A 13,719-nucleotide genomic window follows, 5' to 3' on the forward strand; every position below is an offset into this window, starting at 1 on the left:
GCCGTCAGGCGGCGCTGTCGTCGAGCAGCGGGTCGCGTTCCAGGATCGACTGGTGCAGCTGCTGCACCGCGGGCGACGGTTCCAGGCCCAGCTCGCTGGTCAGCACCTCGCGCAGCCGCTGGTAGGCCTGCAACGCCTGCACCTGGCGGCCGGACCGGTACAGCGCGAGCATGTACTGGTACTGCACCTTCTCGTTGAGCGGGTGCTCCGCGGCGACGGAGTACACGTGGCTGAGGATGTCCCGGTGGTAGCCCAGGCGCAGTTCCGCGTCGAAGAACTGCTCCGTCGCCGAGATCCTCGCCTCGTTCAACGCGCTGATCATCGGCAGCAGCAGGGGACCGGCCTGGACGTCGCTCAACGCTGGGCCGCGCCAGACCTCCAGCGCCTTGCGGAAGTTCGCGGACGCCTCGACCGGGTTCCCGCGGCGCTGGGCGTCACGGCCCAGCCGCAGCCACCGCTCGAACCGCCCGAGGTCCAGCGACTCCGTCGGCAGGGTCAGGTAGTAGCCGCCGCGCCCGGTGACGAGGATCCGCCGCGCGGCGTCCAGCGTGCCCACCGAGGGCGAGCCGGCCAGTGTGCGCCGCAGGTGGAGCACGTAGGTCTGCAACGTCGGGATCACCGTGCGCGGCGGTCGGTCCTCCCAGAGTTCCTCCACGCAGTCGTTCACCGAGACGAACATGTTCGCCTTGAGCAAGAACAACGCGAGCAGTTGGCGCAGCTTCGGCGCGGTGGGCAGGTGGACCACGCCTTTGTGGTGGACCCTGATCGGGCCCAGAACCTCGAAATCCATGTTCTCATCACCCCCAGTTTGTTCGCCTGCTTCCGACCCGGTGGGCGCCCGGTGCGGCCGAGCGCCGACGAGCGGTCTCGCTCGTCCGTCCGCCGCGGCCCGTGGGTCGGTTTCCTGTGACCAACGCGGCAGAACCACGTTGTCGCCTCCTGGATGCGGGGGCAGCCCCCGGCTCGTCGACTTGATCGGGCTGTGTCCCTGAATTCTGTCTAGCAGGTCACGTGACCGGCACGCCAGTCGCCGCGGGACCAGGTGAAAAACCAACTTCCGGCCGGCCGGCCGCCGCCGGCGGTGGACCAGGCGGGGGCAGGTGGAATATCCTGGGTGCGGATCGATTATGCGCAATGTTTTGGCATACGATTCGCCCGCTGTTCCGCGGCGGTGCGCGGAATAGCGGAATGCGGTGGCGTCGGGTGCGGCGCGAGGTCCGCGTCGGGCGTCCCGCGCGGCTTCGGCTTGCCGAACTCGGGACTTCGGGCTGTGCTCGCCCTCCTCGGTACCGGCCGATCCCATCCTGGTCACAGTCCTGTCGACGACCCTATAACCTCAACAAATGTTGAGGTCAAGCGCCTGCCTTCGTTCGCCGGCGGGCACCGCGACGCCTCTAGGTCGCCTCTAGAAAACGTCCGGTTCGCCCCCTAGGGGTCACCGCGAGGATGGATTTCGCGGGTGCGCTGCCGTGTGCCGCCCCGGTACCGCCTCGATACGCCGGTGAATGGAGAGGTCGACGATGTTCCAACGGCTGGACGAGTTCTACGATTGGTACTTCGAACATCTCGCCGCACATTCGTACGAGGTGACCAGGACACGATTGGACCAGTTAACGGGCTGGGCGATCGAGCCGGACACCGGAAATATCCGCCACCACAGCGGCCGGTTCTTCTCGGTGCAGGGCCTGGGCGTGCGCACCGACCACGGCCCGGTGCGGCAGTGGACGCAGCCCATCATCGACCAGCCGGAGTCGGGAATCCTCGGCATCCTGGTGAAGCGGTTCCACGGTACGCCGCACTTCCTGATGCAGGCGAAGATGGAGCCGGGCAACATCAACCTCGTCCAGCTCTCCCCGACCGTGCAGGCGACCAGGAGCAACTACCGGCGGGTGCACCGGGGTCGTTCGCAGCCCTACCTGGAGTACTTCACCGAGCGCGGCCACGGCCGGGTGCTGTCCGACGTGCTGCAGTCCGAGCAGGGGTCGTGGTTCCTGCACAAGCGCAACCGCAACATGATCATCGAGGTCACCGGCGACGTGCCGGTCCTGCCGGGGTTCTGCTGGCTGACCCGCGAGCAGCTCGGCGAGCTGCTGCTGGTCGACAACCTGGTTAACATGGACTCCCGCACCGTGCTCGCCGGGTACCCCATCACCGAGATCGCCGACGCCCGCCGCGACGAGGGGCCCGTGGACGAGCTGTTCGCCGCGATCACCGGCCCGACCGCGGAACGCGCGCCGACCCGCCGGGAGTCCGCGGCGCTGCTGAGCTGGTTCACCGAGATGAAGGCCCGCTACGAGCTGACCCGCTGGCCGCTGGCCCTGTCGGAGGTGACGGGCTGGGACTGCACGCCCGAACGGATCAGCCACCCGTCCGGCCGCTTCTTCTCCGTCATCGGGGTCGACGTGAAGGCCGAGACCCGCGAGGTGTCGAGCTGGTCGCAGCCGATCCTCGTGCCGCGCCACCGCGGCGTGGTGGCCTTCCTGGTCAAGTGGATCGGCGGTCGGCCGCACCTGCTGGCCCGCGCCCACACCCAGGCGGGCACCCAGGACGTGGTGGAGCTGGCCCCGACCGTGCAGTGCTCGCCGGACAACTACACCGGCTCGCTGGCCGAGCACCGGCCCGCCTACCTCGACGACGTGCTCGGCGCGGACCCCTCGCGGGTCCGGTTCGACTCGGTGCACTCCGAGGAGGGCGGCCGGTTCTACCACGCGGAGAACCGCTACCTGATCGTCGAGGTGGACGGCGACTTCGCCGACGAGCCGGACCCCGACTTCACCTGGATCACCGCGGCCCAGCTCGCCGAGCTGGCCCGGTTCGGCAACTACGTCAACGTCGAGGCCCGCAACCTGCTGGCCTGCCTGCTGTTCACCGATCGCACGGTGCCCGGAGAACGACTGCCCGCGCCGGTCGGCACCACCGCGCGCTGACCCCCCGAAAGGAGCACATGGTGCTGATCAGCATCAACAAGGCCACCCTGACCGACTGCCCGCCGGAGGAGTACGAGGCCATGTACGCCGAGGCGGGCGACTTCATGGCCAAGCAGGACGGCCACGTCGGCCAGTTGTTCGTCCGCTCGCAGACCGACCCGAACGTCTACGTCACCGTCCTGGTGTGGTCGGACCTGGAGCGCTACAACCGGCTCGACGACATGCCGCAGCTGATGGAGATCTTCGAGCGGGTGGTCGCGCTCTCGGGCCCCGGGCCCGACTCCGGCGACCGGATCGTGCTGGAGCACCACAAGGCCGACGTGGTCTACGCCGGCCGCACGTCGCCGGACGAGGCCAAGGCCGGGATGGTCTGCCTCAACCGCATCCGGCTGGTCGACTGCTCCGACGAGTTCTACGAAGAGGTCTACCGACAGGGCAGCGACCTCATGGCCGCGCAGCCGGGGCACCTGCGGCACAAGCTGGTGCGCTCGCGGGAGGACGCGTCGGTGTACTTCAGCGTCGCCGAGTGGGAGAGCCTCGACCACTACCGCGCGCTGGACCGGCTCGACGCGCTGACCGACATCTTCGCGCGGGTCAACGACAAGATCGACATCGAGAACCACGAGTGCGTCGTGGTGTACGAGAACAGCGACCAGGGGGCGGACGCGTGAAGCTCGGTTTGGCTCACTCCACCATGTTCGAGGGCGACGGGTCGATCGCGGACCCGGTCGCGGTCGCCCGGCACGTCGAGGACCTCGGCCTCGACTCGCTGTGGGTCAGCGACCACCTGGCCTGGGGCACGCCGATCCTCGACAGCGTGGTCGCGCTCGCCGCGGCGTCGGCGGCCACCGAGCGCATCGAGGTCGGCTTCGCCGTGCTCCAGCTCGCGCTGCGCCGCGTGTCCTGGATCGCCAAGCAGATCGGCAGCCTCCAGCTCGTCTCCGGCGGGCGGCTCCAGCTCGGCGTCGGCGTCGGCGGTCACCCCGCGCAGGAGTGGGAGGCGGCCGGCTCGACCCTCGCCGACCGCGGCAGGCGCACCGACGAGGCGCTGGACGTGCTGCCCTCGCTGCTGTCGGGCGAGGAGACCCGGCTGCCGGACGTGGACGCCTCGGTGGCGCTGCGCCCCGCCGCGCCGATGCCGCCGCTGTGGATCGGCGGCGACTCGCGGCCCGCGCTGAAGCGGGTCGCGCGGACCGGTGCCGGCTGGCTGCCCGCGGCCGTCACGCCGGGCCAGGTCGCCGTGGGGCGGCAGGTGGTCGAAGACCTCACCGGCACGCGCCCGGCCACCACCGTGTCGGTCTTCGCCACGCTCAACGCCCACCGCGGCGGGATGAGCCGCGACGCACTGGTCGACCTGTGCGCCAACGGCTTCGGGTTCCCCCGCGAGCACGCCGACGCCGTGGTGGTCGGCGGCAAGCCGGAGGAGGTGGCCGACGCGCTGCGGCGGTTCGCGGACCTGGGCGTCGGCCAGGTGGTCGTGGTGCCCTTCGGCTCCGGGTGGGCCGAGCAGTGCGAGCTGCTGGCCGAGGCCGGCGCGGTGCTGGCGAGCTGAGACGGGAGAAGTCGCATGTGGACCGGATCGGGAAGAGGACGACCCGTGCACCATTCGAGAGGGCGACGATGAAGGCACTAGTGCTGGCGGGCGGCAAGGGGACCAGGCTGCGCCCGTTCACGTACTCCATGGCGAAGCAACTCGTCCCCGTGGCCAACACGCCGGTGCTCGCGCACTGCCTGGAGAACATCCGGTCGATCGGCGTGCGCGAGGTGGCCGTGGTGGTCGGCGGCGGTGAGGTCGAGATCCAGTCGGTGATCGGCGACGGTGCCCAGCTCGGGCTGGAGATCACCTACCTCGTGCAGGAGAGCCCGCTCGGCCTGGCGCACTGCGTGCAGATCGCCGGCGACTTCCTCGGCGACGACGACTTCGTCATGTACCTGGGTGACAACGTCGTCGCCGACGGCATCGGCGACGCGGCCGAGCGGTTCCGCGCGCAACGGCCGGACGCCCAGGTGCTGGTGGCCAAGGTGGACGACCCGCGGCAGTACGGCGTGGTCGAGGTGGACCACGACGGCCGGGTCCACGTGCTGGCGGAGAAGCCGCTGCACCCGCGCAGCGACCTCGCGATCGTCGGCGTGTACTTCTTCACCGCCGCTGTGCACGAGGCCGTCGCCGACCTGCGGCCGAGCCACCGCGGCGAGCTGGAGATCACCGACGCGCTGCAGTGGCTGGTCAACCGGGGCCGGGTGGTGACCGCGTCGGACTACACCGGCTACTGGCGCGACATCGGCAGCGCCGACGGCCTGCTGGACTGCAACCGCGTCCTGCTCCAGCGGCTCACCCCCGGCGTGCGCGGCCGCGTCGACAGCACGAGCACCGTGCGCGGCGAGGTGGTGGTCGAGGAGGGCGCGGTGGTCACCGGGTCCGAGCTCGTCGGACCGCTCGTCATCGGCGCGGGCGCCGTCGTCAACGGCAGCCACATCGGGCCCTCCACCTCCGTCGGCCCCGGCTGCCTGGTGGAGAACTCGACCATCACCGACTCCATCCTGCTCGACGGCGCGCAGGTGCACGGCGCACGCGACCTGCGCCGCTCCCTGATCGGTCGCTGGGCCAAGGTCGGCCCCGGCGGCGACGGCGCCGGCCGGATGATCATCGGGGACCACTCGCTCGCGCAGGTGATCGCATGAGGGTCCTGGTCACCGGCGGTGCGGGGTTCATCGGGTCGCATTTCGTCCACATGCTGCTCGACGGCGCCTTACCCGGGCTGGAGGGCGCCACCGTCACGGTCGTGGACAAGCTCACGTACGCGGCCTCGCTCGCCAACCTGCCCGAACGCGGCCCGCGGCTGCGCTTCGTGCGGGGAGACGTGTGCGACGCCGAGCTGCTCGACGAGGTGCTGCCCGGTCACGACGCCGTGGTGCACTTCGCCGCGGAGTCCCACGTGGACCGTTCGCTCACCATGGCGGGCGACTTCGTCACCACCAACGTGCGCGGCACCCAGACCCTGCTGGAGGCCTGCCGCCGCGCCGGCACCGCGACCGTGGTGCACGTGTCCACCGACGAGGTGTACGGCTCGATCGAGTCCGGCTCCTGGGACGAGGACGAACCGCTGCTGCCCAACTCCCCGTACGCGGCGTCGAAGGCGGCGTCGGACCTGATGGCCCGGGCGTACTGGCGGACCTACGGGCTGGACGTGCGGGTGACGCGGTGCACCAACAACTACGGCCCCAACCAGCACGTCGAGAAAGTGATCCCGCTGTTCGTCACCAACCTGCTGCGCGGCCTGCCCGTGCCGCTCTACGGCGACGGGCGCAACGTCCGGGAGTGGCTGCACGTCGAGGACCACTGCCGCGCGCTGGCGCTGGTGCTGCTGCACGGCACGGCGGGCCGGATCTACAACGTGGGTGGCGGGACCGAGGTGACCAACGCCGAGCTGACCCGGCGGCTGGTGGCGCTGTGCGGCGCGGACCCGTCGCTGGTCCGGCACGTCACCGACCGCCAGGGCCACGACCTGCGCTACTCGGTCGACGACAGCCGGATCCGCGCCGAGCTGGGCTACCGGCCGCGGCACTCGTTCGACGAGGGCCTGCGGCGCACCGTGCAGTGGTACCGCGACAACCCGGACTGGTGGGGGCCGCTGGTGGCCGGCGCGCCGGCCGGGCGGCGACCGCGACCCGCGTCGGTGACGACATGAACACCGTGGAGGCGTCCATGACGGGACGGCGCGCGCTGCCGGACGCCCCGCCGGGGGACCCCTGGCCCGCGCTGGTGGCCGAGCAGCAGCCCGACTGGTCGGACCCGGACCGCGTCGCGGAGGTCCGCGACGAGCTGGGCAGGCGGCCGGGCCTGGTCACCGCCGCCGAGATCGCCACCCTGCGGTCCCTGCTGGCCGAGGTGGCCGCGGGGCGGATGGAGGTGCTCCAGGCGGGCGACTGCGCGGAGGACCCGGCCGAGTGCACCCCGGCGGAGGTCACCCGCAAGATCGCGATGATCGACGTGCTGGCGAACGTGATGCGGATGACGACCGGCCGGCCGGTGGTGCGCGTCGGCCGGATCGCCGGGCAGTTCGCCAAGCCGCGCTCACGGCCGGTCGAGGTCGTCGACGGCGTGGAGCTGCCGGTGTACCGCGGGCACATGGTCAACGGCCCCGGTCCGGACGCCGCGTCCCGGCGTGCCGACCCCGACCGGCTGCTCACCGGGTACGCCGCCGCCGCGGACGCCGCGGAGGTGATCCGGCGGCACAACGCCGACGAGCGGCCGGTGGCCGACCCGCCGCTGTGGACCAGCCACGAGGCGTTGCTGCTGGACTACGAGGTGCCGATGATGCGCTGGGACGAGCGGCTGGGCCGCTACCTGGCCTCGACGCACTGGCCGTGGGTCGGCGAGCGCACCCGGCAGGTGGACGGCGCGCACGTGAACCTGCTCTCCACCGTCGCGAACCCGGTCGCCTGCAAGGTGGGGCCGCGCATGTCGCCCGCCGACCTGCTGGACCTGTGCGAGCGGCTCGACCCGGACCGCGAGCCGGGCAGGCTGACGCTGATCGCGCGGATGGGCGCGGGCCGGGTGGAGGGCGTGACGCGGCTCGCGGCCGCCGTGCGGGCCGCCGGTCACCCGGTGATCTGGCTGTGCGACCCCATGCACGGCAACACGGTCGAGCTGCGCGACGGGCGCAAGACGCGCTTCATCGCGACGATCGCCGCCGAGGTCCGCGACTTCCACGCGGCGGTCCGGGCCGCCGGCGCGGTGACCGGCGGCCTGCACCTGGAGACCACCCCGCACCAGGTGCAGGAGTGCGTGCCCGACAAGGAGGCGGGGCGCAACGTCGCGCGCAGGTACACGAGCCTGTGCGACCCGAGGTTGAACTTGGAGCAGGCGGTGGCGGTGGTGGCGCAATGGTCGAGGTGAACGGGTCCTACGACGGCATGAGCGGCCGGCGGGCCCTGGTGACGGGCGCGGCCGGCGGGATCGGCGGCGCGATCGTCGAGGTGCTGTCCGCCAGCGGCGTGGCCGTCGCGGCGGTGGACCGCGACGTCGACGGGCCGGCCGACGAGGGCCGGTGGTTCGGCAAGGTCGTGGCGCACCGCGCGGACGTGTCCGACCCCGACCAGGTGGAGGAGGTCGTCGACGCGGTCGAGCGCGACCTCGGGCCGATCGACTACCTGGTCAACTGCGCCGGCATCCTGCGGCCGGGCGAGGTCCTCGGGATGTCCGACGAGGACTGGCTGGACACGATCAGGGTCAACGCCACCGGCGTGTTCCTGGTCAGCCGCGCCGTGGTGCGCCGCATGGTGCCGCGCCGCTCCGGGGCGGTGGTGACCATCGGCTCCAACGCGGCCGGCACCGCCCGGGTGAACATGGCCGCCTACGCCGCGTCCAAGGCCGCCGTCACGGCGTTCACCCGGTGCCTGGGGCTCGAGGTCGCCCGGTACGGCATCCGGTGCAACGTGGTGGCCCCGGGCTCGACCGACACGCCCATGGTGACCGCCCTGTGGACCGGCGGTGACGCCGAGCGGGTGTCGATCGACGGTTCGCTCGAGTCGTTCCGCACCGGCATCCCGCTCGGCCGGCTGGCCCGCCCCGCGGACGTCGCCAACGCCGTGCACTTCCTGCTCTCCGACCAGGCCGCACACGTCACCATGCACGACCTCACGGTCGACGGCGGCGCGGCGCTCGGCCACTAGCCGCGAGAGGTAGCCATGCCCATCCCACCCATCCAGCCCTACCCGATGCCCACCGGGGAGTCGCTGCCCGCCAACACCGCGGACTGGCGGATCGACCCCCGCCGGGCCGTGCTCCTCGTGCACGACATGCAGAAGTACTTCCTCGCGCCGTTCCCCGAGTCGCGGTCGCCGCGGACCGAGCTGGTGGCCAACACGGCGGCGTTGCGGGAGCGGTGCGCGGCGCTGGGCGTGCCCGTGGCGTACACCGCCCAACCCGGCGACATGTCACCGGCCCGCCGCGGCCTGCTGCGCGACTTCTGGGGCCCGGGCATGACCGCCGGGCCCGAGCACCGCGAGATCGTCCCGCCCCTCGCGCCACGTCCCGGCGACTGGCGGCTGACGAAGTGGCGCTACAGCGCGTTCCACCGCACCGGACTGCTCGACCTGATGACGTCGGCCGGCCGCGACCAGCTGGTGTGCTGCGGGGTCTACGCCCACGTCGGCATCCTGGCCACGATGGTGGACGCACTGGCCAACGACATCCAGGCGTTCCTGGTGGCCGACGCGGTCGCGGACTTCGACGCCGACTTCCACCGGCAGACGGTCGAGTACGCGGCAGCCCGCTGCGCCGTGGTCACGACGACCGGCGACGTGCTGTCCGGCCTGCCGGTCGCGGAGCCCGCCCGATGACCGGCCCGACCGGCGCGACAACCGGCCCGACTCCCGCACCGACTCCGAGCGCGACCACTGATCGCGCTTCCGGCGCGGTGTCCGGCCAGACCGCCGGCACCACGACCTCGGCCACGGGTCCGGCTTCCGGCGCGACCAGGAGCTCGAACACCGTGCTCGACCGGGTGCTGGGGCCCAACCCGCCGCCGTTCGCCCTGCTCTACCGGCGCGAAGCCGACGACGAGCGCGTGGACGTGCTGGTCGGTGACGTCGAAGTGGTGGGCACGCTCGCCGAGCTGCCCGTCCCCACGACCCCCGACCCCGGCGCGGGGCACGACCTGGTCGTCCTCGTGCCCTACCGGCAGGTCGCCGAACGCGGCTTCGCGCACCACGACGACGGCCGGCCGCTCGTCGCCCTGCGCGTGCGCGAACAGGACTCCATCGGCGTCGAAGAACTGCTGGAGCGCCTGCCCAACCAACCGATCGCCCTGCGCAACCGGCGCTTCGAGCCCGACGACGAGGTCTACGCCCGGCAGGTGGCCGACGTGGTCGAGCACGAGATCGGGCGCGGTGAGGGCGCGAACTTCGTGATCCGCCGGTCGTTCGCGGCCGATCTCGACGACGCCACACCGGCGGCGGCGCTCGCGTTCTACCGCAGGTTGCTCGCGGGGGAGGAGGGCACCTACTGGACGTTCATCGTCCACACCGGAACGTCCACCCTGGTCGGTGCCAGCCCCGAGCGGCACGTCTCGCTGCACGACGGGGTGGCGTCGATGAGCCCGATCAGCGGCACCTACCGCTACCCGCCGACCGGGCCGGACCTGTCCGGGCTGATGGGTTTCCTCGCCGACGAGAAGGAGACCGACGAGCTGTACATGGTGGTGGACGAGGAGCTGAAGATGATGTGCCGGGTCTGCGACGGCGAGTGCCGCGTGGACGGGCCCCGGCTGCGCGAGATGGCACGCCTGGCGCACACCGAGTACCTCATCACCGGGCGCTGCACCCGTGACGTGCGGGAGGTGCTGCGCGAGACCATGTTCGCCCCGACCGTCACCGGCTCACCGATCGAGAACGCCTGCCGGGTGATCGCCCGGCACGAGAGCGGCGGCCGCGGCTACTACAGCGGTGTGGTCGCGCTGATCGGCCGGGACGGCGCCGGGCAGCGCGAGCTCGACTCGGCGATCGTGATCCGCACCGCCGAGATCACCCGGGGTGAGCTGCGCATCGGCGTCGGCGCGACCCTGGTGCGCGACTCCGACCCGCGGTCCGAGGTGGCCGAGACCGCGGCCAAGGCGTCCGCGCTGCTGTCCGCGATCGGTGCGGACGGGCGGCTCGGCGCGCACCCCGAGGTGGTCGACGCCCTGGAACGGCGCAACACCCCGCTGGCCGGGTTCTGGCTGGACGCGGCGCGTGACGTGGGCACACCGGTCGAGGAGCTGGTCGGCAGGCGGGTGCTGCTGGTCGACGCCGAGGACACGTTCACGGCCATGCTCGACAGCCAACTGCGCAGCCTCGGCCTGCGGGTGCGCCTGGTCCGCTACGACGAGCCGGTGCGCCCGGACGACCACGACCTGGTCGTGCTCGGACCGGGTCCGGGCGACCCGCGCGCCGACCACGACCCCAGGGTCGCCGCGCTGCGCCGGCTGGTCCGCGGGCTGCTCGACGGGGGCAGGCCGCTGCTCGCGGTGTGCCTGTCGCACCAGGTGCTGGCCCGCGAGCTGGGGCTGGTGGTGCGCCGGCGTCCGACCCCGAACCAGGGCGTGCGCCGCACCATCGACCTGTTCGGCCGGGTGGTGGACGTGGGGTTCTACAACAGCTTCGCCGCCTACAGCCCGCACGACGTGCACGAAGGCGGCGGGGTGCGGGTCGAGGTCTGCCGGGACGTCACCGGCGAGGTGCACGCGCTGCGCGGCCCCGGTTTCCGGTCGGTGCAGTTCCACGCGGAGTCGGTGATCAGCCGCGACGGCCTCGACGTGCTGCGCGGCCTCGTCCTCGACCTGCTCGCACGGGATTCGGTGGTGGTCCGCTGAGATGGGAGCGACGACCGGGATGGACATCGTGGTGGCAGGTGGCGGCATCGGCGGCCTGGCCGCCGCCCTGGCCGCGGCCAGGGCGGGGCACCGGGCGACGGTGCTGGAGCGGGCGGCGGAGTTCCAGGAGCTCGGCGCGGGCATCCAGCTCGCGCCCAACGCCTTCCACGCGCTCGACGACCTCGGCGTGGGGGTGCAGGTGCGCCGACGCGCGGTGTTCACCGAGGAGCTGCGCCTCATGGACGGGGTGAGCGGCGACGTGGCGGTGAGCCTGCCGCTCACCGGGGCCTACCGCAAGCGGTTCGGCAACCCGTACGCCGTCGTGCACCGGGGTGACCTGTTCCAGCCGCTGTTGCAGGCGTGCCGCCGCCACCCGGGCGTGGACCTGCGCGCCGACCACCCGGTCGTCGGCTACGAGCAGGACGGCTCCGGCGTGCGGGCGGTGCTCGCCGACGGCCGCCGGGTGGCGGGCGACGTGCTGATCGGCGCGGACGGCATCCGTTCGGCCGTGCGAGGCCAGCTCATCGGCGACGGCGCGCCGCGGGTCTCGGGGCACACGATCTACCGCTGCGTGGTGCCGATGGGCGAGGTGCCCGAGGACCTGCGGGCCAACCGGGTCACGTTGTGGGCCGGGCCGAAGTGGCACTTCGTGCACTACCCCATCGCCCGCGGCGAGCTGCTCAACCTGGCCGCCACGATCGACGACGGCGCGAGCCGGGCGGTGGTCGGCGAACCGGTGCCCACCGAGCGCGTGCGCAACCTGTTCACCCGGCTGCCACCGGTCGCGCGGCGGCTGCTGCACCTCGGCCGGGACTGGCGGACCTGGGTGCTGTGCGACCGGGGCCGCCTCGACCGGTGGGTCGACGGCCGCGTCGCGCTGCTCGGCGACGCCGCCCACCCCATGCTCCAGTACGCCGCCCAGGGCGCGTGCATGGCGCTGGAGGACGCGGTGGTGCTCGGCCGGGTGCTCGGCGAGCCGTCGACCGACGTCACCGCCCTGCTGGAGCGCTACAACGACGTGCGCCGCGAACGGGCCGCGTTCGCGCAGCACGTGTCCACGGAGATCGGCACGCGGCTCTACCACGTCGAGGGCGAACAGGCCCGGCAGCGCAACGCGATGCTGCGCGGGCTCTCCCTGTCCGACCTGCTCGACCGGGTCGCCCCGCTGCACGGCTCCCGGGGTTTCGGGCTCCCGGCGGCCACCCGGCCCACCGACCTCGCCGACGCCGGCCACTAGATCGAACACGAGAGGCGAACCTGTCAGATGACCACTGCTGTGTGGGACTACCTTCCCGAGTACGAGACCGAGCGCGAGGACATCCTCGACGCCGTCGACACCGTGTTCCGGTCCGGGCGGCTGGTGCTGGGCGACAGCGTGCAGGGCTTCGAGCGCGAGTACGCCGACCGGCACGGCCTGCGGCACTGCGTGAGCTGCGACAACGGGACCAACGCGCTCGTGCTGGGGCTGCGCGCGCTCGGCGTGGGCCCCGGTGACGAGGTGATCACCGTGTCCAACACCGCGGCGCCGACCGTCGTGGCGATCGACCAGGTCGGCGCGACGCCGGTGTTCGTCGACGTCCGCGCCGAGGACTACCTGATGAACACCGACCAGGTCGCCGCCGCGATCACCGAGCGGACCAAGTGCCTGCTCCCGGTGCACCTGTACGGCCAGTGCGTGGACATGGCCCCGCTGACGGCGCTGGCGGCCGAGCACGGCCTGGTCGTGCTGGAGGACTGCGCGCAGTCGCACGGCGCGACCCACCGCGGCCGGATCGCCGGGACCATGGGCGACGCGGCGGCGTTCTCGTTCTACCCGACGAAGGTCCTCGGCGCTTACGGCGACGGCGGGGCCGTGGTCACCGACCGGGACGAGGTGGCGGAGTCGCTGCGCCGGCTGCGCTACTACGGCATGGAGAAGCAGTACTACGTGACGTCCACGCCCGGCCACAACAGCCGCCTGGACGAGGTCCACGCGGAGATCCTGCGCCGCAAGCTGCGCCGGTTCGACGACTACCTGGCCGGTCGCCGCCGGGTGGCCGCCCGCTACGCCGAAGGGCTCGCCGGCAGCGACCTCGTGCTGCCCGCGATCACCGAGGGCAACGACCACGTGTACTACCTCTACGTCGTGCGCCACCCCCGGCGCGACGAGATCATCGAGCGGCTGCGCGGCTACGGCATCGAGCTGAACGTGAGCTACCGCTGGCCCGTGCACACCATGTCCGGCTTCGCCCACCTGGGCTACCGGGTCGGCGACCTGCCGGTGACCGAGCGGCTGGCCGACGAGATCTTCTCGCTGCCCATGTACCCGTCGCTGCCCGAAGACCTCCAGGACAAGGTGATCGACGCGCTGCTGGAGGTGCTGGCCACCCTCTGAGAGCTCGGCCGTCGGGGGGGGGCCGGGGCCCGGCCCCCGCCCCCCCCCCCCCCGTTGCCCCCGG

The 13,719-nt window shown here is 72.4% G+C and carries 12 protein-coding genes; 11 read left to right on the forward strand and 1 reads right to left on the reverse strand.

The genetic code is table 11. The features are described 5' to 3' along the window. Positions 1–4: 4 nt before the first annotated feature. On the reverse strand, positions 5–790 hold the full coding sequence (locus LZG04_RS39080; RefSeq protein ID WP_233826936.1) for an AfsR/SARP family transcriptional regulator: 786 nt from the start codon (positions 788–790) through the stop codon (positions 5–7). Positions 791–1,520: 730 nt separating this feature from the next. Here LZG04_RS39080 and LZG04_RS39085 point away from each other — a divergent pair. From LZG04_RS39085 to LZG04_RS39135, 11 genes are all read left to right on the forward strand, one after another. Continuing rightward, complete coding sequence (locus tag LZG04_RS39085; RefSeq protein WP_233826938.1) at positions 1,521–2,927, forward strand: NDP-hexose 2,3-dehydratase family protein; 1,407 nt, start codon at positions 1,521–1,523, stop codon at positions 2,925–2,927. A 20-nt stretch (positions 2,928–2,947) separates the two neighbouring features. Continuing rightward, on the forward strand, positions 2,948–3,598 hold the full coding sequence (locus LZG04_RS39090) for an antibiotic biosynthesis monooxygenase (protein ID WP_233826940.1): 651 nt from the start codon (positions 2,948–2,950) through the stop codon (positions 3,596–3,598). Next, positions 3,595–4,479: an LLM class flavin-dependent oxidoreductase gene (locus tag LZG04_RS39095; RefSeq protein ID WP_233826942.1), complete on the forward strand. Its 885-nt coding sequence runs from the start codon at positions 3,595–3,597 to the stop codon at positions 4,477–4,479. The genes LZG04_RS39090 and LZG04_RS39095 overlap by 4 nt, the downstream gene beginning before the upstream one ends. A 68-nt stretch (positions 4,480–4,547) precedes the next feature. Further along, the gene (locus LZG04_RS39100; RefSeq protein WP_233826944.1) at positions 4,548–5,609 is read left to right on the forward strand and encodes a glucose-1-phosphate thymidylyltransferase; all 1,062 of its coding nucleotides are present in this window, start codon (positions 4,548–4,550) and stop codon (positions 5,607–5,609) included. Beyond that, positions 5,606–6,616, forward strand: a complete 1,011-nt coding sequence (gene rfbB, locus LZG04_RS39105; RefSeq protein ID WP_233826946.1) for a dTDP-glucose 4,6-dehydratase — start codon at positions 5,606–5,608, stop codon at positions 6,614–6,616. Before LZG04_RS39100 ends, rfbB begins: the two co-directional genes overlap by 4 nt. After that, entirely contained in the window at positions 6,613–7,827 is a 1,215-nt protein-coding gene (locus LZG04_RS39110) for a 3-deoxy-7-phosphoheptulonate synthase (protein ID WP_233826948.1), read from the forward strand. The genes rfbB and LZG04_RS39110 overlap by 4 nt, the downstream gene beginning before the upstream one ends. Then, on the forward strand, positions 7,815–8,603 hold the full coding sequence (locus tag LZG04_RS39115; protein WP_233826950.1) for a 2,3-dihydro-2,3-dihydroxybenzoate dehydrogenase: 789 nt from the start codon (positions 7,815–7,817) through the stop codon (positions 8,601–8,603). Before LZG04_RS39110 ends, LZG04_RS39115 begins: the two co-directional genes overlap by 13 nt. A 15-nt stretch (positions 8,604–8,618) precedes the next feature. Then, positions 8,619–9,272, forward strand: coding sequence for an isochorismatase family protein (locus LZG04_RS39120; protein ID WP_233826952.1), 654 nt, complete (start codon positions 8,619–8,621; stop codon positions 9,270–9,272). Further along, the gene (locus tag LZG04_RS39125; protein WP_233826954.1) at positions 9,269–11,281 is read left to right on the forward strand and encodes an anthranilate synthase family protein; all 2,013 of its coding nucleotides are present in this window, start codon (positions 9,269–9,271) and stop codon (positions 11,279–11,281) included. The genes LZG04_RS39120 and LZG04_RS39125 overlap by 4 nt, the downstream gene beginning before the upstream one ends. Before the next feature lies 1 nt (position 11,282). Beyond that, positions 11,283–12,518, forward strand: coding sequence for an FAD-dependent monooxygenase (locus LZG04_RS39130; protein ID WP_233826956.1), 1,236 nt, complete (start codon positions 11,283–11,285; stop codon positions 12,516–12,518). 27 nt (positions 12,519–12,545) lie between these two features. After that, complete coding sequence (locus LZG04_RS39135; protein WP_233826958.1) at positions 12,546–13,655, forward strand: DegT/DnrJ/EryC1/StrS aminotransferase family protein; 1,110 nt, start codon at positions 12,546–12,548, stop codon at positions 13,653–13,655. Positions 13,656–13,719: the final 64 nt, after the last annotated feature.

It is taken from the genome of Saccharothrix sp. S26 (assembly GCF_021390395.1).
GTDB lineage: Bacteria > Actinomycetota > Actinomycetes > Mycobacteriales > Pseudonocardiaceae > Actinosynnema.